The organism is Streptomyces sp. NPDC001750 (genome assembly GCF_042892615.1).
Lineage (GTDB): Bacteria > Actinomycetota > Actinomycetes > Streptomycetales > Streptomycetaceae > Streptomyces.
In genome coordinates this window covers 123,303-149,837 of the sequence record NZ_JBIAUE010000013.1, presented here as the reverse complement: position 1 = coordinate 149,837, position 26,535 = coordinate 123,303, and the positions used below count along the sequence as shown (strand labels likewise).

General features: G+C 71.7%; 19 protein-coding genes. 9 read left to right on the top strand and 10 right to left on the bottom strand.

Features of this window, described 5'->3' with window-relative positions; translation table 11 throughout:
• Positions 1-25: 25 nt before the first annotated feature.
• A complete protein-coding gene (paaN, locus tag ACFYY6_RS21185; protein ID WP_389194606.1) occupies positions 26-1,726 on the bottom strand; it encodes a phenylacetic acid degradation protein PaaN in 1,701 nt (566 codons plus the stop codon).
• A 123-nt stretch (positions 1,727-1,849) separates the two neighbouring features.
• On the opposite strand from paaN, the gene ACFYY6_RS21180 reads away from it, so the two are divergent.
• Positions 1,850-2,443 (top strand): TetR/AcrR family transcriptional regulator, encoded by a 594-nt coding sequence (locus tag ACFYY6_RS21180; RefSeq protein ID WP_351517530.1) that lies wholly within the window; start codon positions 1,850-1,852, stop codon positions 2,441-2,443.
• A 91-nt stretch (positions 2,444-2,534) separates the two neighbouring features.
• Here the strand turns inward: ACFYY6_RS21180 and ACFYY6_RS21175 are convergent, their stop codons facing one another.
• Entirely contained in the window at positions 2,535-3,056 is a 522-nt protein-coding gene (locus ACFYY6_RS21175) for an Lrp/AsnC family transcriptional regulator (RefSeq protein WP_386608855.1), read from the bottom strand.
• 267 nt (positions 3,057-3,323) lie between these two features.
• Here ACFYY6_RS21175 and pdhA point away from each other — a divergent pair, with 267 nt between their 5' ends.
• The 7 genes from pdhA to ACFYY6_RS21140 all read left to right on the top strand — a co-directional run bounded on the left by pdhA (position 3,324) and on the right by ACFYY6_RS21140 (position 12,541).
• On the top strand, positions 3,324-4,499 hold the full coding sequence (gene pdhA / locus ACFYY6_RS21170; RefSeq protein WP_351517529.1) for a pyruvate dehydrogenase (acetyl-transferring) E1 component subunit alpha: 1,176 nt from the start codon (positions 3,324-3,326) through the stop codon (positions 4,497-4,499).
• Positions 4,496-5,527 (top strand): transketolase C-terminal domain-containing protein, encoded by a 1,032-nt coding sequence (locus tag ACFYY6_RS21165; protein ID WP_351517528.1) that lies wholly within the window; start codon positions 4,496-4,498, stop codon positions 5,525-5,527. The genes pdhA and ACFYY6_RS21165 overlap by 4 nt, the downstream gene beginning before the upstream one ends.
• The gene (locus tag ACFYY6_RS21160; protein WP_388651525.1) at positions 5,527-7,098 is read left to right on the top strand and encodes a dihydrolipoamide acetyltransferase family protein; all 1,572 of its coding nucleotides are present in this window, start codon (positions 5,527-5,529) and stop codon (positions 7,096-7,098) included. Before ACFYY6_RS21165 ends, ACFYY6_RS21160 begins: the two co-directional genes overlap by 1 nt.
• 414 nt (positions 7,099-7,512) lie before the next feature.
• Positions 7,513-8,355, top strand: coding sequence for a DUF6457 domain-containing protein (locus tag ACFYY6_RS21155; protein ID WP_389194603.1), 843 nt, complete (start codon positions 7,513-7,515; stop codon positions 8,353-8,355).
• Positions 8,356-8,606: 251 nt separating this feature from the next.
• Positions 8,607-10,298, top strand: coding sequence for a molybdopterin-binding protein (locus tag ACFYY6_RS21150; RefSeq protein ID WP_389194650.1), 1,692 nt, complete (start codon positions 8,607-8,609; stop codon positions 10,296-10,298).
• Complete coding sequence (locus tag ACFYY6_RS21145) at positions 10,256-11,392, top strand: potassium channel family protein (protein ID WP_351517523.1); 1,137 nt, start codon at positions 10,256-10,258, stop codon at positions 11,390-11,392. The genes ACFYY6_RS21150 and ACFYY6_RS21145 overlap by 43 nt, the downstream gene beginning before the upstream one ends.
• 162 nt (positions 11,393-11,554) lie before the next feature.
• Entirely contained in the window at positions 11,555-12,541 is a 987-nt protein-coding gene (locus ACFYY6_RS21140) for an NAD(P)H-quinone oxidoreductase (RefSeq protein WP_351517521.1), read from the top strand.
• Between the two features lie 647 nt (positions 12,542-13,188).
• Here the strand turns inward: ACFYY6_RS21140 and ACFYY6_RS21135 are convergent.
• From ACFYY6_RS21135 to ACFYY6_RS21115, 5 genes are all read right to left on the bottom strand, one after another.
• Positions 13,189-13,737, bottom strand: coding sequence for a bacterial proteasome activator family protein (locus tag ACFYY6_RS21135; RefSeq protein ID WP_351517520.1), 549 nt, complete (start codon positions 13,735-13,737; stop codon positions 13,189-13,191).
• A gap of 119 nt (positions 13,738-13,856) precedes the next feature.
• The gene (locus ACFYY6_RS21130) at positions 13,857-16,706 is read right to left on the bottom strand and encodes an FtsX-like permease family protein (protein WP_389194600.1); all 2,850 of its coding nucleotides are present in this window, start codon (positions 16,704-16,706) and stop codon (positions 13,857-13,859) included.
• The gene (locus ACFYY6_RS21125) at positions 16,703-17,494 is read right to left on the bottom strand and encodes an ABC transporter ATP-binding protein (protein ID WP_351517518.1); all 792 of its coding nucleotides are present in this window, start codon (positions 17,492-17,494) and stop codon (positions 16,703-16,705) included. The genes ACFYY6_RS21130 and ACFYY6_RS21125 overlap by 4 nt, the downstream gene beginning before the upstream one ends.
• A gap of 279 nt (positions 17,495-17,773) precedes the next feature.
• Positions 17,774-18,412, bottom strand: a complete 639-nt coding sequence (locus tag ACFYY6_RS21120) for a PadR family transcriptional regulator (RefSeq protein ID WP_351517516.1) — start codon at positions 18,410-18,412, stop codon at positions 17,774-17,776.
• A 1,375-nt stretch (positions 18,413-19,787) separates the two neighbouring features.
• A complete protein-coding gene (locus tag ACFYY6_RS21115; protein ID WP_389194596.1) occupies positions 19,788-21,464 on the bottom strand; it encodes a protein kinase in 1,677 nt (558 codons plus the stop codon).
• Between the two features lie 323 nt (positions 21,465-21,787).
• Between ACFYY6_RS21115 and ACFYY6_RS21110 the strand changes: the two genes are divergently transcribed.
• Positions 21,788-23,431, top strand: a complete 1,644-nt coding sequence (locus ACFYY6_RS21110; RefSeq protein ID WP_351517512.1) for a protein kinase — start codon at positions 21,788-21,790, stop codon at positions 23,429-23,431.
• A 202-nt stretch (positions 23,432-23,633) separates the two neighbouring features.
• On the opposite strand, the gene ACFYY6_RS21105 is transcribed toward ACFYY6_RS21110, so the two are convergent.
• The 3 genes from ACFYY6_RS21105 to ACFYY6_RS21095 all read right to left on the bottom strand — a co-directional run bounded on the left by ACFYY6_RS21105 (position 23,634) and on the right by ACFYY6_RS21095 (position 26,472).
• Positions 23,634-24,644 (bottom strand): phosphotransferase, encoded by a 1,011-nt coding sequence (locus ACFYY6_RS21105; RefSeq protein ID WP_360105657.1) that lies wholly within the window; start codon positions 24,642-24,644, stop codon positions 23,634-23,636.
• A gap of 355 nt (positions 24,645-24,999) precedes the next feature.
• Positions 25,000-25,452, bottom strand: a complete 453-nt coding sequence (locus ACFYY6_RS21100; protein ID WP_351634743.1) for a pyridoxamine 5'-phosphate oxidase family protein — start codon at positions 25,450-25,452, stop codon at positions 25,000-25,002.
• A 360-nt stretch (positions 25,453-25,812) separates the two neighbouring features.
• Positions 25,813-26,472, bottom strand: coding sequence for a response regulator transcription factor (locus ACFYY6_RS21095; protein WP_351525523.1), 660 nt, complete (start codon positions 26,470-26,472; stop codon positions 25,813-25,815).
• Between the last annotated feature and the right edge of the window lie 63 nt (positions 26,473-26,535).

Genomic DNA, 26,535 nt, shown 5'->3' with positions numbered 1-26,535 from the left:
CGGTACCTCGGCTCCTGGCCCGGCGTCACGCCTGGCGGCGAACTTCCACCATACGGAAGCGGTTGGCCACGAAGGCGCCGTCGCACAGAGCCGCGTTCGCTGCCGGGTTGCCGCCCGAGCCGTGGAAGTCGGAGAACGCCGCGGTCTGGTTGACGTACACGCCACCTGTGAGGTTCAGCGAAAGTTGGGCCGACTCGTCCAGGCAGACGTCCTCGACGGCGCGTTCCACGTCCGGCGAGGTGGTGTACGCGCCGACGGTCATCGCGCCCTTGTCGCGGATCGTACGGCGGAGCAGTTCCATGGCATCGGCCGCCGAGTCGACGGCGACGGCGAAGGAGACCGGTCCGAAGCACTCCGACATGTAGTGCTCCGCGTCGTCCGGCTTGTTGCCGTCCAGCTTGACGATCAGGGGCGTGCGGACCACAGCGTCGGGGAATTCCGGGTTGACCACCGTGCGGGAGGGCAGGGCGACCTCGCCCAGCCTCGCGGCCGCCTCCAGTCGGGCCTTCACATCGGGGTTGACGAGGGCGCCGAGCAGGGCGCCCGCCCGCGCGTCGTCCCCCAGCAGACCGTCGACCGCGGTGCCGATGTCGGCGACGACCTCGTCGTACGTCTTGTCGCCGGCGTCGGTCGAGATGCCGTCGCGGGGAATCAGCAGGTTCTGCGGGGTGGTGCACATCTGGCCGCTGTACAGCGAGAGGGAGAAGGCCAGATTGGAGAGCATGCCCCGGTAGTCGTCGGTGGAGTCGAGGACGATGGTGTTGACCCCGGCCTTCTCCGTGTACACCTGCGCCTGGCGGGCGTTGGTCTCCAGCCAGTCACCGAAGGCCGTGGACCCGGTGTAGTCGATGATCTTGATCTCGGGGCGTACGGCGAGGGTCTTCGCGATGCCTTCGCCGGGCCGCTCGGCGGCCAGTGCGACCAGGTTGGCGTCGAAGCCCGCCTCGACGAGCACCTCGCGGGTCAGCCGGACCGTGAGCGCGAGCGGGAGCACGGCGCGCGGATGCGGCTTGACCAGGACGGGGTTGCCGGTGGCCAGCGAGGCGAACAGGCCGGGGTAGCCGTTCCACGTGGGAAACGTGTTGCACCCGATCAGCAGCGAGATGCCGCGCGGAGCCGCGGTGAACGACTTGTGCAGCCGGAGCGGATCGCGCTTGCCCTGCGGCTTGGACCAGTCGGCGCTCCCCGGCGTGCGGACCTGCTCCGCGTACGCGTACGCCACGGCTTCCAGTCCGCGGTCCTGGGCGTGCGGGCCGCCCGCCTGGAGCGCCATCATGAACGCCTGGCCGCTGGTGTGCATCACGGCGTGGGCGAACTCGTGGGTCCTGGCGCTGATCCGCGAGAGGATCTCCAAGCAGACCAGGGCCCTCGTCTCGGGGCCCGCCGCCCGCCATGCGGCCATGCCGGCGCGCATCGCCGGGAGCAGCACGTCCAGGTCGGCGTGCGGATACTCGACGCCCAGCTCCGGTCCGTACGGAGACACCTCTCCGCCCGTCCAGCCGTCGGTGCCGGGCTGGCCGAGGTCGAGGCGGGTGTGCAGTACGGCGTCGAACGCGGCCTTGCCCTCGGCGGCTCCCAGGCTGCCGGGGGCTCCGCCCTCGCCGTACGCCTTCGGGTGCTCGGGGTGCGGGGACCAGTACGCGCGCGTACGGATCGCGTCGAGGGCCTGGTCGAGCGTGGGGCGGTGCTTCTCGGAAAGCAGATGCGGGGTGAGCTCGGCGGCCATGACGGACCAACTCCTCATCGAGCTGGGCAGGAACGGGTGGACAGAGTTAGAGTAACCGAACGATCGGTCGGGACAAGGGGGCCCGCCAAACCTGTGGACAACTCGTAGGGGAGGATCGCGGACATGACCACGGCCAAGCGGGACACGTACACCCCGGAGACCCTGCTCACCGTCGCCGTCCGCGTCTTCAACGAGCGCGGCTACGACGGCACGTCGATGGAGCATCTCTCCAAGGCGGCGGGCATCTCCAAGTCCTCCATCTATCACCATGTCACCGGCAAGGAGGACCTGCTCCACCGTGCGGTGAGCCGGGCGCTGGACGGGCTTTTCGGGATTCTCGACGAACCCGGCGCCACACAGGGGCGGGCGGTCGAGCGTGTCGAGTACGTCACGCGACGGACCGTCGACGTGCTGATAGCCGAGCTGCCCTATGTCACTCTGCTGCTGCGGGTGCGGGGCAACACGAAGACCGAGCGCTGGGCGATGGAGCGGCGGCGCGAGTTCGACCAGCGGGTGACGGATCTGCTCGGAGCGGCCGTCATGGAGGGTGATCTCCGTTCGGACGTGGACATACGACTGGTGACGCGGCTGCTGTTCGGAATGGTCAACTCCCTGGTGGAGTGGTACCGGCCGCAGCCGGACGGCGGCGCCGACGGCGAGCGGCTGGCGGACACGCTCGTCCGGGTGGCCTTCGAGGGGATGCGCTCCAGCCGCTGAGACCCGCTGAGACCCGCTGAGGCCCGCTGAGACTGCTGAGACTGCTGAGGCCCGGCGCCGGGTCCCGGGTCGGCGCCGATGCGGGCGTCGGTCAGGTGAGCTCGGTGGGCCGGTCCGGGCCCGGGGCCAGGTCCGTCTCCTCGAACACGAGAAGCGTGCGGGTGGAGAGCACCTCCGGAATGGACTGGATCTTCGTCAGGACCAGTTCGCGCAGTGACCGGTTGTCCGGGGTGTGCACCAGCAGCAGCACATCGAAGTCGCCGCTGACGAGGGCGATATGGGTCGCGCCCGGCAGGGCCTGGAGCTGCTCGCGCACGGTGCGCCAGGAATTCTGGACGATCTTGAGCGTGATGTAGGCGGAGGCGCCCTGGCCCGCCCGCTCGTGGTCCACGCGGGCGCTGAATCCACGGATCACGCCGTCGTCGATGAGCCGGTTGATCCGCGCGTACGCGTTGGCGCGGGACACATGGACGCGATCGGCCACCGACCGTATCGAGGCGCGGCCGTCCGTCTGGAGCAGCCGCAGAATGTCGCGGTCGACGGCGTCGAGCGGGCGGGCCGGCGGAATCCGGTCGGGTTCCGCGATCCCGTCGGCCATTTGTTCAGCTGCCATGTGCCCGCGCCTCCTCGTCCTGGACGACCTGCCCCTATCCCAGGCTGTGGATAACCGTTTGTCCACAGGCTGAAGGTGCCTGTAGCCAAAATGCGCTCGCGACCGAACAATCGGTAGGTGAGGCACGCCACAGTCGCGCCTCGGACAGCGCTCGACATTTCGGTTATTTCGACACCCCACGGCTTCGGACGATCCCCCGCGGGACTGGACGACCCCCGAAGCCGACAGACGCCGCTCGAAACCCCTCGACGCCAGGAGGTGCTTGTCATGACGGTCCAAGAGCTGCCCGGCGCGGCCGCTTACCGCCCCACGCCGCCCCCGGCCTGGAAGCCGCTCACCGATCCCGCGCCGCTGCTCCCGGACCCCGAGCCCTACCGTGTGCTCGGTACGGATGCCGCGGGCGACGCCGATCCCGGACTGCTGCTCCGGCTCTACGCGGAGCTGGTCCGCGGTCGCAGGTACAACGCGCAGGCCACCGCCCTGACCAAACAAGGAAGGCTCGCCGTCTACCCGTCGAGCACCGGGCAGGAGGCGTGCGAGACAGCGGCCGCGCTGGTGCTGGAGGACCAGGACTGGCTCTTTCCCAGCTACCGTGACACGCTGGCGGCCGTTGCGCGCGGTCTGGACCCGGTCGAGGCGCTGACGCTGCTGCGGGGCGACCGGCACAGCGGTTACGACCCGCGTGAGCACCGCATCGCACCGCTCTGCACCCCGCTCGCCACCCAGTTGCCGCATGCCGTGGGCCTGGCCCACGCGGCGCGCCTACGGGGCGACGACGTCGTGGCGCTGGCCATGGTCGGCGACGGCGGCACCAGCGAGGGGGATTTCCACGAGGCGCTCAATTTCGCGGCCGTCTGGCGGGCCCCGGTCGTCTTCTTCGTGCAGAACAACGGCTTCGCGATCTCCGTTCCGCTGGCGAAGCAGACCGCGGCCCCGTCCCTGGCGCACAAGGCCGTGGGGTACGGGATGCCGGGGCGACTGGTGGACGGCAATGACGCGGTGGCTGTGCACCAGGTCCTCGGCGAGGCGGTCGCGCGGGCGCGGAGCGGTGGCGGTCCCACGCTCGTCGAGGCGGTGACATACCGCATGGACGCCCACACGAACGCCGACGACGCCACGCGCTACCGCACCGACAGCGAGGTGGAGGCGTGGCGTACGCACGATCCGATCCAGCTCCTGGAACGGGAGCTGACCGAACGGGGACTGCTCGACGACGGTGTGAGGGAAGAAGCGCGCGCGTCCGCCGAGCGGATGGCGGCGGCACTGCGTGAGCGGATGAACGCCGATCCGGTGCTGGACCCCATGGATCTCTTCGCCCACGTCTACGCGGAGCAGACCACTCAACTGCGGGAGCAGGCTGCCCTGTTGCGCGCGGAGGCGGAAGTCGAGCAGGACCAGCGGCACGACCAGCAGGACCGTGACGGAACGGAGGAGGGGCGATGACCACCGCAGCGGCGCCGGCCGGCGAGCGGACCGCGAAGACCAGACCCGCCACGATGGCGCAGGCTCTCGGGCGGGCGCTGCGCGACTCGATGGCCGAAGATCCGACGGTGCACGTCCTCGGTGAGGACGTCGGCACGCTCGGCGGGGTCTTCCGGATCACCGACGGTCTGGCGAAGGAGTTCGGCGACGATCGCTGCACGGACACCCCGCTGGCCGAGGCGGGCATTCTCGGCACGGCTGTCGGCATGGCGATGTACGGGCTGCGGCCCGTGGTGGAGATGCAGTTCGACGCGTTCGCCTATCCGGCGTTGGAGCAGCTCATCAGCCATGTCGCCAAGATGCGGAACCGGACGGGCGGTGCTATGCCGCTGCCGATCACGGTGCGGGTGCCTTACGGAGGCGGGATCGGAGGGGTCGAGCACCACAGCGATTCGTCGGAGGCCTACTACATGGCGACGCCCGGCCTCCATGTCGTCACCCCTGCCACGGTCGAGGACGCGTACGGGCTGCTGAGGGCGTCGATCGCCTCCGACGACCCGGTGGTCTTCATGGAGCCGAAGCGGCTCTACTGGTCGAAGGCGGACTGGTCGCCCGACGCGCCCGCGGCCGTCGAGCCCATCGGGCGGGCCGTCGTCCGCCGACGTGGGCGCAGCGCGACGCTGCTCACGTACGGCCCTTCGCTTCCGGTCTGCATGGAGGCTGCGGAAGCGGCGGTCGAGGAGGGCTGGGACCTCGAAGTCGTCGACCTGCGTTCGCTGGTGCCGTTCGACGACGAGACGGTCGGCGCCTCCGTACGGCGTACGGGGCGCGCGGTCGTCGTCCATGAGTCCTCCGGTTTCGGCGGTCCGGGCGGTGAGATAGCGGCCCGGGTGACCGAGCGGTGCTTCCATCACCTGGAGGCGCCGGTGCTGCGGGTCGCCGGGTTCGACATCCCGTACCCGCCGCCGATGCAGGAGCGGCACCATCTGCCGGGCGTGGACCGGGTGCTCGACGCGGTCGCCCGCCTGCAGTGGGAGGCGGAGAGCTGATGGCCCAGGTACTCGAATTCAGGCTGCCGGACCTCGGTGAGGGGCTCACGGAGGCGGAGATCGTGCGCTGGCTGGTGGAGGTCGGCGATGTCGTCGCCATCGATCAGCCCGTCGTCGAGGTCGAGACGGCCAAGGCGATGGTGGAGGTGCCGTGCCCGTACGGGGGAGTGGTGACGGCCCGGTTCGGTGAGGAGGGTGCGGAACTGCCGGTCGGGGCACCCCTCTTGACCGTGGCGGTGGGCTCCGGGGAGGACGGAGGGGCCGAGGCGTCCGCAGGGGCTGGGACGTCTGCGGAGTCCGGGAGGGCGGTAGGGGCCGGAAGGGCCATGGGGGCTGAGGGATCTTTGGGAGGTGCGGGGGCCGCGGGATCCGGTGGGTCGTCGGGTGCCGGGGCCCGGGCCCCGGGGGTGTCCGGGACCGGTGAGGCGGAGTCGTCCGGCAATGTGCTCGTCGGATACGGGACCGGCGCGCCGGTGGCACGCCGTCGACGGGTGCGTCCTTCGGCGTGGGCGGTGGCGGGCGTCGAGCGGGAGGCGACCGGTTCGGCCGGGACCGCTTCGGTGGCTCGCGCCGCCGTTCCCGATGTGGAGCGGGGGCCGGTGGCTGTTGTCTCGCCGCTGGTGAGGAAGCTGGCGCGACAGCATGGCCTCGATTTGCACCGATTGGTGGGATCCGGCCCCGAAGGGCTGATCCTCCGGGCCGACGTCGAGTCCGCGATCAGGGCGTCGGAGCAGGCTGCGGAGACCCGCACCGCCGCCCCCGATTCCGCCGCCACGGGCACCGCCTCGCAGTCGGCCGCGGTCCCGCAGCCGGTTGCGGCGTCGGTGGCGTCGATGAGGCCCACGTCGGTGGGTGGAGGTGCGGTTCCGGCTGCGGAGCGGATCCCGCTGCGGGGCGTACGGGGCGCGGTCGCCGACAAGCTGGCGCGCAGCCGCCGGGAGATTCCCGACGCCACGTGCTGGGTCGACGCGGATGCCACCGAGCTGATGGCGGCCAGGGCCGCGATGAACAGCACGGGCGGCCCGGCGGCGGGCCCCAAGGTGTCGGTGCTGGCGCTGCTGGCGCGTATCTGCACCGCCGCGCTGGCCCGGTTCCCCGAGCTCAATTCCACGGTGGATCCGGAGGCGCGGGAAATAGTGCGGCTGTCGGAGGTCCATCTCGGGTTCGCGGCACAGACCGATCGTGGACTGGTCGTCCCCGTCATACGGGACGCGCAGGCCCGGAACGTGGAGTCGATCGGCGCCGAGATAGGCCGACTGACCGAGGCGGCGCGGGCGGGGAGACTCACTCCGGCGGAGCTGACCGGGGGCACGTTCACGCTGAACAACTACGGGGTGTTCGGCGTCGACGGCTCGACCCCGATCATCAACCACCCGGAGGCGGCGATGCTCGGTGTCGGCCGGATCGTGTCCAAGCCGTGGGTGCACCGGGGCGAACTCGCCGTACGCCAGGTCGTCCAGCTCTCGCTGACCTTCGACCACCGGGTCTGTGACGGCGGTACGGCGGGCGGGTTCCTGCGCTACGTGGCCGACTGCGTGGAGCAACCGGCGGTTCTGCTCCGCACGTTGTAGCCGGACAGCCGGACAGCCCGGGAACCGGACAGCCGGACAGCCGGACAGCCCGGGAACCGGACAGCCGGACAGCCGGACAGCCCGGGAACCGGACAGCCGGGGAGCCGGACAGCCGGGGAGCGGTTGCGGATTCCGTTCCTCCGCGTCCTCGCCTTGCCCCCCTCGCCGCCTTCGCGTCCCCTCCTCGTTCCTCTTCGTCCCTCCTCGTCCGTGTCCGCTGTGCCTGCGTCTGTGTCTGCGATCGGTCTGCGTCAGCGGTCGGGCAGGGACACGCGGACAGGGCGGGGAAGGGGCGGAGGACGAGGGCGCGGAACGAGGCACGGCGAGGACCGGGGTCGGAAGGACCAGGGGGATCGGAAGGACCGGGAGGACCGGGAGGACCGCCGGGAGGGCGTGGCCCGCATACTCGGAGGCATGACCGCGTATGACGCCATCGTCCTTGCCGGAGGGGCCGCCGCACGACTCGACGGAGCGGACAAGCCCGGAATCCGGGTCGGTGGCCGCACGCTGCTCGACCGGGTGCTCGCGGCCTGTGCGGGCGCCTCGACCACTGTGGTGGTGGGCGGGCGTCGGCCCACGGTGCGTGCGGTGACCTGGACACGTGAGGTTCCGCAGGGAGGCGGGCCGTTGGCCGCGCTGGACGCCGGGGTGCGGCGCACCGGAGCGGAACGGGTGCTCGTGCTCTCCGCCGATCTGCCGTTCCTCGCGGAGAGCACCGTCGCGGCGCTGCTGGACGCCGTCGGCGACGGCGAGCGGGAGGGGGCCCTGTGCACGGATCAGGAAGGGCGCGACCAGCCTCTCGTGGCCGTCTACCGGGCCGAGCCGTTGCGCCGTGAACTCGCCCTGATCGCCGTCGAGCACGGCGGCCTGTCCGGACTTCCGTTGCGGCTGCTGACGGAGGAACTGGATCTGGTGCGGGTGCCGGCAGGCCCTCTCACCTCCTTCGACTGCGACACCTGGGAGGACATTGCGCAGGCCCGAGCCCGCATCAGGGAGCATGGGGCCGTGCTGGACGAATGGATCACCGCAGTCAAGAACGAACTGGGCATCGAGCTCGATGTGGACACCGATGTCCTGCTCGACCTCGCCCGTGATGCCGCTCATGGTGTCGCCCGGCCCGCAGCGCCGTTGACGACCTTCCTGGTCGGATACGCGGCGGCGAAGGCGAGCGGCGACGGCCCGGCAGCGGTGGCAGAGGCAGCCCGCAAGGCTGCCGCGCTGGCTCGGCGGTGGGTGGAGGAGAACGAGCGTCGATGACGACCCGGGACGACGGGCCCGACCCGTTTCCGGGGTGGAGCCCGGGGCTGAGCACGAGCCATGGCCCTGGCCCGGCAGCGGGACAGGGCCCGGGAACGGGACAGGGCCCGAGTGCGAATCCGGGACCTGAGCCGGGCGCGGCTCCGAGTAAGGAGCAGGGTGCGTCCCCGGGGCCGGGTACGAATCCGGCTCCGGGTGCGAGTCCGGCTCCGGGTGCGAGTCCGGAGGAGGCGCGGGCCGCCGAGGACGAGCTGGCTGTCGAGCAGGCCCTGGCCCTGGTCAGGCGTCAGTCGTCGGGTGAGCCCCGTCCTACGGGTCGGCCCGCCTCGGCGGATCAGAGGCCCGATGCCCACCGGGCCGCCTCCGCCGGACAGAGGTTCGCGGCTGGGCGGCCCGGCCCCGCATCCGAGCACGAGGACGCGGCCCGGTCGTCTGCCTCGGACCGGCGAGCCGGCCGGATCCCGGACCCGGACCGGCGTGCCGACAGGCTCCCCGCGCGGGATCGGCGCGGGCGGTCGACCTCCTGGCCGGAAGCGCGCGCCCTTGCCGCCCGGTCGGGCCGCGGCGACCCCGGCCGCGTCCGGCACCTTCCTCTCGACCAGGCACTCGGGCACGTACTCGCCGAACCGCTCGTGGCACTCACCGATCTGCCGCCCTTCGACACCTCCGCCATGGACGGCTGGGTCGTCAGCGGGCCGGGACCGTGGACCATCCGTGAGTCGGTGGGGAGCGAGGAAGGTCTCGAAGGGGCCGGAGACGCGGCACCGGGTCCGGGGCCGAGCCCGGACCCGAGTGCGAAGAGCCGGCCGGTGCGGGAACGGGGGATCCTCGCCGGTCACGCTGCTCCCGCCTGGCTCCCCGACGGGGACGCCGTACGGATCGCCACCGGTGCGCGCGTCCCGGCGGACGCCAACGCCGTGATCCGCAGCGAGCACGGCCGTGTCGACGAGGCCAGGGGACTGCTCCATGCCCGGTACCGGGTGCACCCCGGGCAGGACATCAGGCCCCGCGGCCAGGAATGCCGCTCCGGTGATCTGCTGCTGCCTGCCGGAACCGTGGTGACCCCCGCCGTTCTCGGACTGGCCGCCGCCGCGGGGTACGACGGACTGGCCACCGTTCCGCGTCCCCGCGTCGATGTCCTCGTCCTCGGCGACGAGCTGCTGACCAGCGGTCTGCCGCACGACGGACTGATCCGAGACGCGCTCGGGCCGATGATCGGCCCCTGGCTGCGGGCACTGGGTGCAGCCGTCTCCGCCCCGCAGCGTCTCGGCGACGACGCGGCGGCCCTTCGGCGCGCGCTCACCGATTCCGACGCCGATCTTGTCGTCACCACGGGCGGTACGGCCGCGGGCCCGGTCGACCACGTCCATCCGGTGCTCTCCGAGCTCCGGGCCGAGCTGCTGGTCGACGGCGTCGCCGTTCGTCCGGGCCACCCGATGCTGCTGGCCAGACTCAAAGCAGCCGGACCGTACGTCGTCGGGCTGCCCGGCAACCCGCTGGCCGCCGTGGCGGGCCTTCTCACGCTCGCCGAGCCGCTGCTCCACGGGCTGGCCGGCCATGTTCCGTACGAGCCGTACTGGGCCGTCGCGCGCGACGAGTTGCCCGGGCATCCGGATGACACCCGGCTGGTGCCCGTCGTCCATCGGGTGGCCGTTTCCCGTCACGAAGCGACCGGGGACCGGGAGCGCGGCGGCCGAGGAGCCGGGGGCCGGGGAGCCGGCCGCCCGACCGGTGGCGCGGGCGCGCGTGACGTCGGAACCGGAGGAGTTGCCGAGTACGTCGTACCACTGCGTTACGACGGTCCGGCGATGCTCCGGGGGGTCGCCGTGGCGGACGGGCTGGCCGTTGTGCCACCGGGCGGGGTACGGTCCGGCACCGAGGTGGAGATCCTCGAACTACCGTGGGCGTCGGCGACGCCGTGGACGGAAGGGTGTTTCACGTGAAACTTCCCGGCCACGATGCGATGGCCAGGCGCGCTGACGAGCATGTCGTCCCCACGCGGGTACAGCTCCCGCGCAGGGTCGTCGACCGGCCGGCCCGGCAGGTGACCAAGCGGCTGTCGATGGCGCTGCTGGTGCTGGCCATCACGGTGGTGATCGTCTGGCTGGACCGCAAGGGATACCACGACGCCGCCGATGACACGGTCGACCTGCTGGACTCGGTGTACTACGCGACGGTCACCCTCTCCACCACCGGCTACGGCGACATCACCCCGTACAGCGACAGTGCCCGGCTCGCCAATGTGCTGCTCGTGACGCCGCTGCGGGTGCTCTTCCTGATCATCCTGGTCGGTACCACCCTTGAGGTCCTCACGGAACGGACCCGGGAGGACTTCCGGCTGAAGCGTTGGAGAACCAACTTGCGTGACCACACCATCGTCGTCGGGTTCGGCACGAAGGGCCGTTCGGCCATCCAGACCCTGCGTGCCTCAGGCCTGAGAAATGACCAGATCGTCGTCGTCGACCCGGCGAGCAAGGTGATAGAGATCGCCAACGCCGAGGGATTCGTGGGGGTGGTCGGCGATGCGACGCGCAGCGATGTGCTGCTGCGGGCCGAGCTCCAGAAGGCGCGTCAGATCGTCATCGCCACGCAGCGCGACGACACGGCGGTGCTGGTGACGCTGACGGCGCGGCAGCTCAATCGGAGCGCGAAGATCGTCGCCGCGGTTCGTGAGGAGGAGAACGCCCCGCTGCTGCGGCAGTCCGGTGCCGACGCCGTGATCACCAGCGCCAGCGCGGCCGGACGACTGCTCGGCCTCTCCGTCCTCAGCCCCAGCGCGGGCACGGTGATGGAGGACCTGATCCAGCAGGGCAGCGGTCTCGACCTCGTCGAACGACCGGTGATAAAGGCCGAGGTGGGCAAGAGCGTCCGGGAGACGGACGATCTCGTGGTCAGCGTGTTGCGCGGGCACCGGCTGCTCGCCTACGACGACCCGGCGGCGAGCCCGTTGCAGTTGACGGACCGCGTGATCACCATTGTGCGCGCCACGAACGAACAGGCGCTCGGCAGCCCGGCGCCCGGCGGCCCCCGCCCGTAGTCGGCGCCCGGACGCACCGCATGCCACCGGTCCGTACGGTGGTGCTGTCCGACCCGTCCGCGTTTCTGGTCGGCCCCCGTGAGGGGGTGGTCGCTCCTGTGATGGGGGTTGTCCGGCTCGCGTCAGGGCGCCCGGCCCGTGGCACGGAGTAGCCTCGCGGCCATGTATGCGATCACCATCCCCGAACCCGGTGGCCCCGAGGCTCTCGTATGGGCCGAGGTGCCCGATCCGGTGGTCGGCGAGGGCGAGGTCCTCGTCGATGTCGTTTCCAGTGCGGTCAATCGCGCCGACGTGCTGCAGCGGCAGGGGTTCTACAACCCGCCGCCCGGGGCGTCACCGTACCCGGGCCTGGAGTGCGCGGGCCGTGTCTCGGGGGTCGGCCCCGGCGTCAGCGGCTGGTCGGTCGGCGACGAGGTGTGCGCGCTGCTCGCCGGTGGCGGTTACGCGGAGAAGGTCGCCGTGCCGGTGGGGCAGCTGCTGCCGGTGCCGGAGGGGGTCGACCTGGTCACGGCCGCGGCGCTGCCCGAGGTGACGGCCACGGTCTGGTCGAACGTGTTCATGGTGGCCCATCTGCGCCCTGGTGAGACCCTGTTGGTGCACGGCGGGTCCAGCGGCATCGGCACCATGGCGATCCAGCTCGCCAAGGCGGTGGGCGCGCGGGTCGCGGTGACCGCGGGCGGACCGGAGAAGCTGGCGCGCTGCGCGGAGCTCGGGGCCGACATCCTGATCGACTACCGCGAGCAGGACTTCGTCCAGGAACTGCGCAGGGCGACGGACGGGGCGGGTGCGGACGTCATCCTCGACATCGTCGGCGCGAAGTACCTGGACCGGAACGTGAAGGCACTCGCCGTCAACGGCCGACTGGCCATCATCGGGCTCCAGGGTGGCGTGAAGGGCGAGCTGAACCTGAACGCTCTGCTGCGTAAGCGGGCCGCCATCACCGCGACCTCGCTGCGGGGCCGTCCGCTCGACGAGAAGGCGGCGATCGTCGCCGCCGTACGTGAGCATGTCTGGCCGTTGATCGCCGGCGGGGTCGTCCGGCCGATCGTGGACCGCTCGCTGCCGATGCCGGACGCGGCCGAGGCCCACCGGGTGCTGGAGTCCAGCGCCCACATCGGGAAGGTGCTGTTGCGGAACCCCGCGGCCTGACCGCGCCGGGCGTCTGCCTGACAGCTGCCCGTGCCTGGTCGACCGCGCCCGGCGTCTGCCTGACCGTTCCCCGTGCCTGGTCGACCGCGTTCCGTGCCTGGGCCGATGGTGCTCCGGATGCCCTGACCGGTGCCCGCGGCACGTGCGGCCCACGGGCGCACGGGGCGACGCATCGCGCTCGTGCCGGGCGCGTACACACGTACGTCGGGCGCGGGACGCGGTGACCACGGGCGTCCCCGTACGTCCCCGCACGCGTCCGTACGGGGACGTACGGGGATGGGTATCGAGAGGCCCGGCGCACATGGTCGTCGACCGCGTGCGCCGGGCCTCCCGCTCGGTGTGATCGACCTGCTCGGTGTGATCGATGTGGTGTCCGGGGGTGAGCGAAGCGAGCGGTGCGGACCGGACGAACGGCGTACGGGCCGCCGACCACCGGTCACGACCGCGATCTCACAGGTCGGAGAAACGGGCCGGAGGCTCGACCCTAGTGCTGCGACCGGAAGGGTTCACCGGCTCGCGGCGCCCGGCACGGAGCCTCGACGCGTTGTGGCATCACCCGGGTACGTCCCGTACGAGGGCGCTCCTCCGCCTTGCGACGCACCGCACCGGACGCCGCGAGCTTCCCGGCAAATCTTTCGGCCACAGCACTAGAGGTACGGGCCGGTCCGGATGGCTCCGCTCTGATCGCCGCCGCCGTCCTGCTCCTCGTGCCCGGCACCCGACGGAAGGGCACGGCGCATCTGCTCCAGCTGGGCACGCGCCGCCATCTGCTGGGCGAACAGCGCGGTCTGGATGCCGTGGAACAGGCCCTCCAGCCAGCCCACCAACTGGGCCTGGGCGATCCGGAGTTCCGCCTCGGAGGGCACCGAGTCCTCGGTGAACGGCAGGGAGAGCCGCTCCAGCTCCTCCACCAGCTCCGGCGCGAGACCATCCTCCAGCTCCTTCACGGACCCGGCATGGATCTCCTTGAGCCTGACCCGGCTCGCCTCGTCGAGAGGAGCCGCCCTGACCTCTTCCAGGAGCTGCTTGATCATGCTGCCGATGCGCATGACCTTCGCGGGCTGTTCGACCATCTCCGTCACCGGGACCTCACGCGAGTCGTCGTCAGTGCCACCGCCGCCGATCGCCATGCCGTCCTGCCCCACCACGAGGACTTGGGGGTGCTCCTGCGACCGTTCATTCCTCGGCATCTCCATGGCGTCATTGTCTCCCACACCCGCCCTACGACGCGGTGGTGCCCCCGCAAACGGTTGATCCACCGTCTGCGAGGGCACCGGAACGGCTGCTCAGGCCCCGGAACGGGCCGCTCGTGCCGTCATCCGGCCCGCCGGGCCAGGGACTGACGCGACCGGGTGATCGCCGCCGCGAGCGCCCCGGCGAGCAGCGGAACGCCCACGACCAGCACGGCGAGCGTGCTCCAGGGCAGCACGATCGGGGTGTACGCCGACTCCATCGGTTCGGCCCGCATCGCCGCCAGCGCCTCGCGCAGGTCGACGAGGCGCAGCGCCACCGCGGGCACCAGACCCGTGATCGTGCCCAGGACCACGCCCGTGAGCGCCACCACCAGGCACTGGAAGCCGGTCAGCGTCCGCCGCACGCCCGGGGGCGCGCCGACCGCGCTCAGCGTGGTCAGGTCCGCCTCCGCATCCGCCTTCGCGAGGCCGGTCGTGATCGCGGCCGCGCCCAGCGTCACCACTCCGGCGAACAGCGTCAGGACCAGCAGGAGCGTGTTCTCGTCCTGGCCGGGGCCGGAATCGACCTGGAGCCAGAAGCCGCCGCCGGCCTGTTCGAGCGCTCCGTCGATGCGCTGCTGCTCGGCGTTCGACGGCGGCTGCGAGACGGCGTACACGCTGCCGGCCGGCTGGGTGTGCAGACCGAGCCGGTCCGCGGTCTTCTGCGGGAGGATCAGGCGGACGCCGGGGGTCGCCGCGTACTTCGCGGGAGCCACGTACACCTTCAGCCGGTCCGTCGTGGTCCGTGCCTTGCCCGGGTGCTGCTTCCGGTTCTCCTTGTCGCGGTCGTTGTACTTGTGGACCGCGGTGAGGGTGATCTCCCCGTCCTTGGCGTACGCCGGGTTGAGCAGCACCGGTGTGCCTGCGGCCAGGGCATCGGCGGCCGCGGGGTCGTCGAGCTTCACATACGTGCTGAGCATGTTCGCGTCGGCCACGAGAATCTGGTCCTCGCCGGTGGGGAACGCGTGCGAGAGCGTGTGCTCGCCCAGGCAGGCCGGAGTGTTCATCTGCTCCTTGTGCTCGTCCGCGGAGAGCCGTGCGGCGAGTTCCTGGGCCCCCTTGCCCTTCAGCGGGCAGGTGTGGCCCTCGCCGGTGGGCTTGATCAGCTGCAGGGTGCCGCAGCCGTTCTCCTCCTCGTAGTAGACGTTGCAGTCGCTGCCCGCCCAGACCCGCTTGAAGTCGGCGTGCCCGCCGCTGACGGTCATGTTCCGCTCGACGGCGGCGCGGGCCAGCGGCAGCCGTTCGGCCGACCCGTCACCGTTCGACATGACAGCGACGGTCCCCTGGGCGAGCGAGGGGGTGTACTCGTACTCGTACTCGGCGCCCTTGCTGGACATGTAGGTGGCGATCGCCACCGAACCGGCCACGGCCGCCATCACCGCGGCGACCGCCGGGGCGGTGCGGCCGCGGTTGCGGGCCGCGTCGCGCAGCGCCATGCGGGGCGAGAGCGGCAGCCTGCGGCCGAGCCGCCCGAGGAGGCCGACCACCACCGGGATGCAGCCGAGCATTCCCAGTTCGGCGACGACCGAGCCGCCGGCGACCAGGGCCTCGTTCCCGCTGGTGGCGCCGTACACGGCGGCGGCGCAGCCGAGCGCCAGCACGCAGGCGCCCACGACGGGCAGCACCCGGGAGGAGCGCCGGACGCCGCGACGGCCGGTGAGCGACTCCAGAATGGACTGCCGGCTCGCCACGACGGCCGGGGCGAACGCCGCCAGAAGGCCGGTGACCAGGCCGATCGCGGCGATGAGGAGCAGCTCCGTCGGCGGCATGACGAGGGAGCCGAAGCGGTGTCCGGCCCAGTTCTCGAGCATGGGCCGGAACGCCACGGTGAGCCCGACGCCGAGCACCACACCGGTCACGGCGCCGACACCGCCGAGTACCAGACCGCCGCCGAGTACCACGGCCCGGACATGCCGCCGGTCCCCGCCGCAGGTGCCCAGCAGGCCGAGCTGGCGGCGGGAGCGGCGCGCACCGACCGCGAACGCGGGCCCGGCGAGCAGCACGATCTCCAGGACCGCCATGGAGACCACGGTGAGGAGGGCGGGACTCCAGTCACCGGAGCCGCCCCAGTTCGGGCGCTCCGTCTTCTTGAGCAGCGGGACCTCGGAGTCCGGCGGCGGGTCGAGGGCGACCTGGCGGGAGGTGACGAGGATGCCCGACTTGTTGGCCTCCATGACGTCGGGCCAGGTCACCCCCACCCCGTCGGGGCCCTTGACCAGCCATTCCTTGGGAGTGGTGTTCGGCGGCAGCACCTTCTTGTCGTGGTCGGCCTTGGCCTTCCACGGGGCGATGACCGCTCCCGGGTCCGCGAACAGGGCCTTGCTCTTCAGATCGTTCGGCTGCTCGATCACACCGGTGATCTTGAACTTCGCGCCGTAGTTGCGCACGGTGGTCGTCGAGCCGATGCTCAGGCCGGTTTCCTCGAGGAACAGCTCGGTGGCGGCCATCTCCCCCGTGCCGTGCGGGTAGGAGCCGCGCACGAGGTCGGTCTTGCCGCGCGCCAGTCCGTCCGAGGTGCGGAACTCGTAGATGTCCGTGTTGGCGATGCCGTACTCGGTGGTGACGCTCGCCGGTACGGACTGGATGCTGATCGCGCGTGAGCCCTTGGGGAACGTGGTCGTGACGTCGACCGGAGGCAGGGGCTCGCCGGACGCCGGGGCGTCCGGGTCGGCCGGCTGGAACATCTCCCCCCCGGGCATCTGTTCCAGCGGGCCCATCTGCTGGTCGGCGAAGAGGGCGTCCGCCGACCCCATCTGGCTGGTCAGTTTCTCGGCGGTGGTCTGCGTCATGCTGCGGAACGTCACGTCGAGGGCCGTGACGCCCAGCACCGGCACCGCGATCATCGCGACCACCAGCGCGCTGCGCCCCTTGGCGCGCATCGCGTCGCGGCCGGCAATTCGGAGGGCGGCGCGCCAGCCCGTGAACACGCTCACTCGGTGCCCTCGCCGGTCAGCAGCGCGTCGGCCCCGATGGTGAGCGCCTGGTCGACGATCGAGCCGTCCCGCAGGAAGACGACCCGGTCCGCCCAGGCCGCGAACCGCGGTTCGTGTGTCACCATCACGCCCGCGGCCCCCTGGTCGCAGCGGCTGCGCAGCAGCGCCAGCACGCTCTCGCCGGTCTCGGAGTCCAGGGCGCCGGTCGGTTCGTCGGCGAGCACGAGGCGCCGGTCGCCCACCAGGGCGCGAGCGATCGCCACACGCTGCTGCTGACCGCCGGACATCTCGTCGGGGAACCGGTCGGCGACCTGGAGGAGGTTCATCTCCTCCAGCGCCGCGCGCGCCTCCTTGCGGGCCTTGCGCACGGAGACCCCGTCGAGCTCGCGCGGCAGGGCGATGTTCTCGGCCGCGGTGAGCGCCGGGATCAGGTTGTAGTCCTGGAAGACGTAGCCGACGCTGCGGCGGCGCAGGGCGGCGATCCCCTTGGGGCCGAGCCCGGATATGTCCTGCCCTTCGATGATCACCTGGCCGCTGGTCGCGGTGTCGAGCCCGCCGGCGATGGTCAGCAGGGTGGACTTGCCGGACCCCGACGGGCCCATCACCGCGACGAGTTCACCCGCGTACACGGACAGGTCGACGCCGCGCAGGGCGTGCACCTCGGCGACGCCGCTGCCGTGGGTACGGGTGAGGGCCCGCAGTTCGAGCACCGGTGTGCCTCCCGGTGCCGGGGAGCCCGGTGGGACGGCGGCCGTGGAGCCGGGGCGGGACGGGGTGTGTGAGGACATGGTGGGTGGTTCCCCCTGTGACGGTTCTGTGGTGCGGCGTCGGACGCCGAGGTCCGGATGTCGAGGTCCGGACGCCGAGGTGATCCGTTCGCCGGTGAGGGCGTGTGCGGGCGCCGGTGGCGGGCTGCGGCGGGTGGTCTTCAGTGGCCTTCTCGTGGCCTTCGCGGTCCCGGTTTTCCCCGGCCGGTCCCGGTGAGGCCGCGGCGACCCCGGTGGTACCGGGTCGCCTCGGCGGTGCCGGGTGGCTCGGCGGCGTACGCGGGCGCTACGCCGCCGTGGTCAGGCCCGGCCGCGCGGGCGGCCGAGGCGGGCGGGCGCATGAGCCGGGGCGCGAGCCGGGCCACGGCTCGGGGCACGTGGCTCGGGCTCCGGTTCGGTGGCGGCGGCCTCGGCGAGGCGGACCAGCCGTGACTCGCAGTGGTCCAGCCAGCGTGCCTCGGCCTCCGCCTGGAAGATCAGCTGTTCGAGCACGAGCAGCCAGGCGACCTCGTCGCGGTTGGCCGGGACATCGGCGAGGGCCTGCGCCTTGAGGCGGGTGTAGTCCTGCATCGCCTTGACGGTGTGGTGGCGCTGGGACTGGATGACGGCCCGGATGTCCACGCCCGGCGCTCCGACTGCCATGGCGAGCTTGATGGCCAGCTCATCACGCGGCGGACTGCTGCGGTCGACGGGCGTCTCGAACCAGTTCCGCAGCTCGGTACGGCCGTCGCCGGTGATTGCGTAGAGGGCGTGCCCCTGGTCGTCCTCGTCGTCCTGGACGACCAGGCCGTCGCGCTCCAGCCGGCTCAGCGTCGTGTACACCTGGCCGACGTTGAGCGGCCAGGTGGAGCCGGTGCGCGACTCGAATTCGGTACGGAGCTGGGAACCGTATCTGGGGCCCCGCTCCAACAGGGCCAAGAGCCCATGACGGATCGACATACTGAGTATGTATACCGAGTATGTTCATTGGTGCAAGTCGTCTTCGGCGGCGAGGCCGCTGATGGTGAGGGGTGAAGGAGGAGCAGGGGTGGCAGGGAGCGGGGGCCGGGGCGGTCGGTGGATCAGGGGCGGAGGCGACCCGTTGCACGCGTGGGGTGACCGGATTCACGCGGCGGAGAAGGTCAGCCGGGATGCCGGAAGTGGAGGGCCAGGAAGCCCAGGCCCAGCCCTATCAGCGCGATTCCCGCCCCCATGGACACCTGCCGGACCTGTCGTGCGGAGGGTCCGTCGAGGGCCTGAGGGGCGCTCCGGCCGGCCCCAGGGGAAGCGCTCGGTGCCGGCTTCCCGTCGGGCGTCACCGGCGCCGGATCGATGGCCGCGGGGTGTGCGTCGGGTTCGGTGAAGTCGTCGAGCGATTCGTCCGCCTGTGCGAAATCCTCTGCGGGGTCCGGCGCGAGCTCCTGTGAGTGCCCCTGTGGCGAGAGCGATCGGCCGGGCTGGGTCCGCCCTTCTCCGGCCTCGCGCCCGGCGGGCGGGGTCTGTGTTTCCGGAGGCGTCGACTCTCCGTCGGCGGAGGGAGTCGAGGTGGAGGCGGGGGTGGGGGAGCCCGAGGCGGCCGGGGAAGCAGGGGACGCGGCCGGGTCCGGGGGCGTTGTACGGGCCGCGGGAGCGGAGGCGGAAGCGGCGGCGTGCGCGGACCAGGACGGAAGAGGCGCGGCGGGGGAGGAGAGGGATATGGGTGGGGCCAGGTGTGACGGGTGTGACGGGTGCGGTGGGGGCGGTCCGGGCACCAAGGGTGCGGGGGGCGTGTCTGCGGGGAGGGCGGATGGTTCGGCCGATGAGGTGAGGCCCCTGGCCGACGGTTCGGCGCCGGGGGCGGGTGCGGGGCGGGCGAGAGGCGTGGCCATCGTGACCGCCGCAGTCGTCACCGGGGCGTCGGCCGTACCCGGTATGTCGCCGCTCGGGCGTCGGCCCGCGTGCGCCTCACCGGCCGCGGCCCCCAGTGCCGCGCCCGCCGAGAGTATGAGGCAGGCCACGCACCTCGTGGATCGCGAAGGCAGAAGTCCTTGAGCCATGAGGTCAGAGTCACATGACGCAACATGTCCGGCATCTCGGATGTTTCGGGCATATGGGACGCCATGGATGTGAAGGGTGCAGTCTCTCCCCGGGAGCGCCGCATCCGGTTATGCCGTCACAAAAGCCCCACGCGCGGCCACTCGGAGGCAAACCCGGCCCGGCCCGCACCACCCCGGCCCGCACCACCCCGGCCCGCACCCGCCCGTCGTCCGGCAGCCGGACCGGCGCGCGTCCGCAACCGGGACAGCCGGACCCGCCACAGGGACAGCCCGGACCCGCCACTGGGGGCCGCATCCACTCAGGCCGGGTCGCCCGTCGCGACGCGCAGCTCGAACTTGGCGCCCACCTTGTCCACGGCGGTGCCGGCGGACGGGAACTGGTCGATGATCTGGTCCTCGGCGTACGTGTTCCCCGGCACCTCGACCTTCTTGACGACCCAGCCGGCCGCGTCTGCGCACGCCTTCGCGGAGAGGTAGTCCTTGTAGAGGAAGTTCGGCGCGTCGACCTTCGCCGGGTCGTCGGTGCTCTCCAGTGCGTCCGTGCACTTCTCGGTCTTCATCGTCCGGTTCCGCTCCGGCGGCTTGTGCTCGCCCGTCGCGGCCGGGGTCTCGTCGGCCTTGGTGTCCCGGCCCGTGTCCGAGCCCTGCAGCGAGAGGTACGTGACCAGCCCGCCTATCGCGACCAGCGCGACCACGATCGCGCCGACGACCATCGGCATGCTCCGCTTCGAACCGCCGCCACCACCACCGCCACCGCCCGCGAGGGTCTGCGGTCCGACCGTGTACGGCGGGGTCTGCTGCATCGACGGCGCCGTCGGCACCGATGACATCGCCGCCTGGTTCTGGTACGCCGGAGCCGACTGCGGATAGCCGTACGACGGGCCGGTCGCGGGGGCCGGGGTCGCCGGACCGTACGGACCCGGCTGGGTGCCCTGCTGGTACGGGCCCGGCTGGTAGGGCGTCTGGACGTTCTGCGGCGCCGGGGCGGCCTGGTCGACCGGCGGGAAGACCGTCGAGCCGACGCCCGAGCCGCTGTTCACCGGGCCGCCCGCGACGATCACCGGGGCGCCCGTTTGACCGCCAGCGCTCAGCACGCGCGCGATCTCGTCCTGCATCGCCGCGGCGCTCGGGAAGCGCTCGTTGGGGTTCTTCTTCAGCGCGCGGGCGACGAGCGCGTCCATCGCCGGGGTGACCGCGCGGTTGACGGTGGAGGGCACGACCGGCTCCTCCTGGACGTGTGCGTACGCGATGGCGAGCGGCGAGTCCGCGTCGAACGGAAGACGGCCGGTCAGCAGCTGGAACAGCATGATGCCGACCGAGTACAGGTCGGAGCGCGCGTCGACCCCGCGGCCCAGGGCCTGTTCGGGGGAGAGGTACTGGGGGGTGCCGACGACCATGCCGGTCTGGGTCATCGACGTGACGCCCGACTGCATGGCGCGGGCGATGCCGAAGTCCATGACCTTCACGACACCGCGCTTGGTCATCATCACGTTGCCCGGCTTGATGTCGCGGTGGACCAGCCCCATCTCGTGGCTGGTGTCCAGCGCGGCCAGCACGTCGGACGTCACCTTGAGCGCCTTGTCGGCGGGCATCGCCCCGTACTTCTGGATGTCCGCCTGGAGCACGGAGCCGAGCGGCTGCCCCTCCACGTACTCCATGACGATGTACGGCATCAGCGCGCCGCCGAGCTCGTCCTCGCCGGTGTCGAAGACCGAGACGATGTTGGTGTGCTGCAGTTTGGCAACGGCCTGCGCCTCGCGGCGGAACCGCTCGCGGAAGGACTGCTCGCGGCCCAGCTCCGTGTGGAGCGTCTTGATCGCGACCTGCCGGTCCAGCGCGGTGTCGTACGCCAGGTACACGGAGGCCATGCCGCCCTCGCCGAGCAGGTCGCGAAGCTGGTACCGGCCACCGGCGACCGAGCCGCCCGCGTAGCGGCCCTGCGCGCTCCGCGCGCCGTGTGCGCCGTCCTGGCTCATGACTTGCTTCCCCCTCGGCGCGCGACTCACGCGGTGATCCCTCTTACGCGCCAAGTCTGCCCCAGGGGTCCGACACGTCAAGCCGGGTGCCCGTTCCGTGACCCTCCGCACAAGAAGCGTCCCGGAAGCGTTACAGGAACCGCATGGAATCCGCGCGGGCTCCCCATAGGTCCCCACGGGGCGGTTCGCCGGGCTGTGCCTCGCGGGAACAGTGTGTCCGCCAGAGGCTGTAGCGTGACGTGGCAATGCAGCTGGTTGCCGGGAGCGGCACTGGACACCGTGAGAACCCGCGGACGCGCGGACAGATACGACGGCGAGGACTGATGGCACCCGATTCCGAAGCAAACGGCGGCGGAGTCTCGGATGGCACCGACTCCTGGGGCATCGGCGGCGTCGTCGGTGACGGGCGCTACCGGATGACCCACCGCCTCGGCCGTGGCGGCATGGCGGAGGTCTTCGCGGCCGAGGACGTCAGGCTGGGACGTACGGTCGCGGTGAAGCTCCTGCGTTCCGATCTGGCCGAGGACCCGGTCTCCAAGGCCCGGTTCACGCGCGAGGCGCAGTCGGTGGCCGGTCTCAACCACCACGCGATCGTCGCCGTGTACGACTCCGGCGAAGATGTCGTGGGCGGCCAGACCGTCCCCTACATCGTGATGGAGCTCGTCGAGGGCCGCACCATCCGTGATCTGCTGCTCAACGCCGAGGCCCCGCCGCCCGAGCAGGCGCTGATCATCGTCTCGGGCGTGCTGGAGGCGCTCGCCTACTCGCACCAGCACGGCATCGTGCACCGTGACATCAAGCCCGCCAACGTGATCATCACGAACTCGGGCGCGGTCAAGGTGATGGACTTCGGTATCGCCCGTGCGCTGCACGGCGCGCAGTCGACGATGACGCAGACCGGCATGGTCATGGGCACGCCCCAGTACCTCTCTCCGGAGCAGGCACTGGGCAAGGCCGTCGACCACCGCTCCGACCTCTACGCGACCGGCTGCCTGCTGTACGAACTCCTCGCGCTGCGGCCCCCGTTCACGGGCGAGACCCCGCTGTCCGTCGTGTACCAGCACGTGCAGGACACGCCGGTCGCGCCGTCGCAGGTGCTGGAATCGGTCCCGCCGGAGCTGGACGGGCTGGTCATGCGCTCGCTGGCGAAGGACCCGGACGACCGGTTCCAGAGCGCCGAGGAGATGCGCGGACTCATCCAGTACAGCCTGCAGATGCTCCAGTCGCAGGGCGGGCACACGGGTACCTGGAACACCGGCCAGGCCACGATGTTCGAAGGCGGGCACACCCCGCCCATGGGCGTCACCGGCGGCACGATGGCGATGAACCACCCCCGCCACGGGGACACCTCGCAGGGGCCGATCCTGCCGCCGATGAACCCGGACGACGGCGGCTACGAGGGCGGGCACCAGGGCGCCGGCGGGCGCGGCAAGATGTGGCTGTTCGTCGTGTTCGCGCTGATCGCCATCGGCGCCGGCGTCGCCCTCGCGGTCAAGGCCGCGAACGACAACGCAGACCAGCGCGAGAAGCCGCCGGCCCCGACCTCCAGCTCGACGTCCTCGCCGGAAAGTTCGCCGACGCCGAAGGACGAGGAGACCGAGCAGAACCAGCAGCCGGAGAACTCCAGCGGCGACCAGCAGGGAACGTGGCCCCGCCACTCCTACTCCCCGCCGGCCCGGTCGAACGAGCCGAACGAGCCGTCCTCCGACCAGCCGACGACCCCGGCCACGGGCGGCACGGGGGACGGCGGCACGGGGACGTCCGAGGGCAATACCGGTACGACGGAGGGCAGTACCGGTACGACGGACGGAGGCACCGGCACGACCGACGGCAGTACCGGTACCACCGAGGGCAGTACCGGTACGACGGACGGAAGCACCGGCACGACCGACGGCAGCGGCACCAACAACGGGACGACCGGAACCGCCTCCGGTCCCCTGGGGACCTCGACGGGCACCGGTCAGTGACCGAAGGCGCCGCCTGACCGTAGAGAAGGACCGCCCCGGGCCGATGGTTTTCCGGCCCGGGGCGGTCCTGTGTGAAGAGGTTGCCGGGATCGGCCCCGCGTGAGGCGGGCCGGCGGTGGCTCCGGAGCCACCGCCCCGCCCCGGAGTCACCCCCGCCGCGCGGACGCCGGGCCCCACCCCCACCAACGTCACCCCACGAATGTCACCCCATGAACGCCTCGCACACCGCCTCGTACTCGCGCGTCCACCAGACCACCAGGGCCGACACCGCCGGGAACTGCGGGTCGGCCCTCCGGTCGTGCAGGCAGTACCGCCAGCGCAGTATCCAGAAGTCGTTGAGCCGCTCCCACCACACCCGGTGCACCGCCGCGGCCAGCTCGGCCGTCCCCGCCCCGGACGCCCGCCGGTAGGCCCCCGCGTACGCCCGTACCTTCGTCAACTCCAGTTCCCCGCCGGGCCGCACGAAGAAGATCGCCGCCGCCCGCACCGCCTCCTCCGCGCGCGGCTGGACCCCCAGCCGGTCCCAGTCGAGGATCGCGACCGGGTCCGTGCCCCGGTAGAGGACGTTCAGCGGGTGGAAGTCGCCGTGCACCCAGCCGGTGGCCGGGACGTCGGGGGCGGGAGGCCGTCGGTCGGCGTGCCGTTCCAGCAGGGCGCGCCGTTCCAGCAGGCGGTGTTCGGCCAGTTCGTCGAAGCAGTCGCGGTGCCGCCGACCACGCGCCGCGGCCAGCAGCTCGTCGATCAGCGTGAAGGTGTCGACGGGGTCCGGGCTCGGGTGCCCGCCGGACCGCCCGGCCGGCTCAGGGAGCGTGCCCATGACCCGTTCCAGTCCGATGTGCACGGCGCCGAGCAGGGCGCCGAGCCGCCGCGACTCGGCGCGGGTCAGCTGGTCGCCGGTCCGGTGGAGTCCGTCGACCCAGGGGTGCAGGGCGTAGCACCGACCGCCGATCTCCGTGACCGTGTCCCCCTCGACGTCCTCGACGGGCGGGGCGACCGGCAGCCCGAGCGACTGGAGGCGCTGGGTGGCGCGGTGCTGGCGCACGATCGTGGCGCGGTCGCCGGTGGAGGCGTCGAGGTGGTGCTTGAGGAAGTAGGAGCCGCGCGTGGTGGAGACGCGGTAGCCGTGGTTGAGCAGGCCCTGTGTGACGGGCTTGCAGGTGAGCGGCGCACCGACGTCGGGGTAGCGGCGCAGTACCTCTTCGACCGGCGGCACGGGCGGGCGCGGCCCGGTCGGGCGGCTCGCGTCCCGGCGGCCCGTTCCGTCCCAGTGACCTGTTCCGTCCCGGCGGCCCGTTCCGTCCCGGGGACCCGTTCCGTCTCGGCGGTCCGTTCCGTTCGGATGGTCCGTTCCGTTCGGGCGGCTCGATGCGCTCGGGCGGTTAGCCGTCGGGCGAGGTACGGCCGGACGGGGGACGGCCGGACGGGGCACGACCGCCCGGGGAACGGCCGACGGAGCAGCGGGAAGAACCGACGGGGCGGCGGGAAGAACCGACGGGGCGGCGGTAAGGACCGACGGACCCGGAGAAAGGGCTGAAAGGGGTACAGATGAGCGCAGCACCCGCCAGATGTTAGATCACGCTGTGTTGCGGATCGGCTGACTTGCGTGAAAGCCCGGGGTGTGTGTGGAAGCCGAGCGTGTGCACGGTGACGAAGTGCGGGGCGACCGCGAGGTAGGCCGGGGCGAAGGGTTCCCCGTTGACCACGGAGGGTGCGTCACCGAAGCGTTTCCGCTGCCCGGAGGTCGGGTGCACGATCTGCGCGGGGCCGGTGAACTGCACGGACCACAGTTCGCCGTCGTTCCCCGAGGACGCGGTGTTGTAGTTGTCCGCCCCGTACGCCACCACCGTGCCGTCGCACGCGTCGTGATAGCCGAGGCCCTCGTGCATCCGCAGGACGACCCGGCCGTCGGCCACGATGTGACGGGCCACGGCCAGTATCGGAAGGGCCCGCATGCTCGTCGCCAGTCGGCCGTATGCGACGCGGCCGAGCAGTTCGAGCGCGTGGAGATCCTCAGAGGGCATGTCCTCCACTCTCCCGGCACCCCGCGGCGGCGGGAAGAGGCCCCTGCCCCGGTTGCCCCGGGACCAAAGTCCCGAAGATCAACAAGAGGGCATCGATGGATCACCGGGGATCACCCGGGACCATCAAGTGTTCAACGAGAGGTCAACCGATACGCCACCGGAGGATCACCGGCTCCCGGTGGGCGCGGCGCGAGGGGCGGGCGGAGGCCGGGCCGGTCAGTGCTTCTCCGCCGGGATCGGTGGCCGGACCGCTCGGCGCGATTCCGCCCGGAACGGTGACCGGACTGCTCGGCCCTGCTCCACCCCGATCAGTGGCCGGGCCGCTCGGCGCGATTGCGCGCGGGGTGCGGGCCGGACCGCTCAGCGCTTCTCGGCCTGGAGCCTGGCCACGTACGCGGCGGCCTGCGAGCGCCGTTCCATGCCCAGCTTGGAGAGCAGGCTGGAGACGTAGTTCTTGATGGTCTTCTCCGCGAGGTGCAGCCGCTCGCCGATCGCGCGGTTCGTCATTCCCTCCCCGATCAGGTCGAGGATCTTGCGCTCCTGCTCGGTGAGCGAGGCCAGCCGCTCGTCGCCCCCGCCCTTCTTCCCCTCGCGCAGCCGCTCCAGCACCTGGGCGGTCGCGACCGGGTCCAGCAGCGACTTCCCCGCCGCCACGTCCCGGACCGCGTTCAGCAGTTCGGTGCCGCGGATCGCCTTCAGCACGTACCCGGACGCACCCGCCATGATCGCGTCGAAAAGCGCCTCGTCGTCGGCGTACGAGGTCAGCATCAGGCACTTGATGCCGTCGTCCTGGGAGCGGATCTCCCGGCAGACCTCCACCCCGCTCCCGTCCGGCAGCCGGACGTCGAGCACGGCCACGTCGGGCCGGGTCGCCGGGATGCGGACGAGCGCGTCCGCCGCCGTGCCGGCCTCGCCGACCACCTCGATGTCGTCCTCGCCCGACAGCAATTCGTGGACCCCGCGCCGGACCACTTCATGGTCGTCCAGCAGAAAAACGGTGATTTTTCCTTGTTCGCGCACAAAATGAAGTCTCACATACTCGCCTCTTCCCTGCCGCCGAACGGCGGGATAACGTGCCGGTGT

Bases quoted from the DNA above. Each gene is read 5' to 3' on its own strand.
- paaN (WP_389194606.1), bottom strand. From the start codon at position 1,726: ATGGCCGCCGAGCTCACCCCGCATCTGCTTTCCGAGAAGCACCGCCCC.
- ACFYY6_RS21180 (WP_351517530.1), top strand. From the start codon at position 1,850: ATGACCACGGCCAAGCGGGACACGTACACCCCGGAGACCCTGCTCACC.
- ACFYY6_RS21175 (WP_386608855.1), bottom strand. From the start codon at position 3,056: ATGGCAGCTGAACAAATGGCCGACGGGATCGCGGAACCCGACCGGATT.
- pdhA (WP_351517529.1), top strand. From the start codon at position 3,324: ATGACGGTCCAAGAGCTGCCCGGCGCGGCCGCTTACCGCCCCACGCCG.
- ACFYY6_RS21165 (WP_351517528.1), top strand. From the start codon at position 4,496: ATGACCACCGCAGCGGCGCCGGCCGGCGAGCGGACCGCGAAGACCAGA.
- ACFYY6_RS21160 (WP_388651525.1), top strand. From the start codon at position 5,527: ATGGCCCAGGTACTCGAATTCAGGCTGCCGGACCTCGGTGAGGGGCTC.
- ACFYY6_RS21155 (WP_389194603.1), top strand. From the start codon at position 7,513: ATGACCGCGTATGACGCCATCGTCCTTGCCGGAGGGGCCGCCGCACGA.
- ACFYY6_RS21140 (WP_351517521.1), top strand. From the start codon at position 11,555: ATGTATGCGATCACCATCCCCGAACCCGGTGGCCCCGAGGCTCTCGTA.
- ACFYY6_RS21135 (WP_351517520.1), bottom strand. From the start codon at position 13,737: ATGGAGATGCCGAGGAATGAACGGTCGCAGGAGCACCCCCAAGTCCTC.
- ACFYY6_RS21125 (WP_351517518.1), bottom strand. From the start codon at position 17,494: ATGTCCTCACACACCCCGTCCCGCCCCGGCTCCACGGCCGCCGTCCCA.
- ACFYY6_RS21120 (WP_351517516.1), bottom strand. From the start codon at position 18,412: ATGTCGATCCGTCATGGGCTCTTGGCCCTGTTGGAGCGGGGCCCCAGA.
- ACFYY6_RS21115 (WP_389194596.1), bottom strand. From the start codon at position 21,464: ATGAGCCAGGACGGCGCACACGGCGCGCGGAGCGCGCAGGGCCGCTAC.
- ACFYY6_RS21110 (WP_351517512.1), top strand. From the start codon at position 21,788: ATGGCACCCGATTCCGAAGCAAACGGCGGCGGAGTCTCGGATGGCACC.
- ACFYY6_RS21100 (WP_351634743.1), bottom strand. From the start codon at position 25,452: ATGCCCTCTGAGGATCTCCACGCGCTCGAACTGCTCGGCCGCGTCGCA.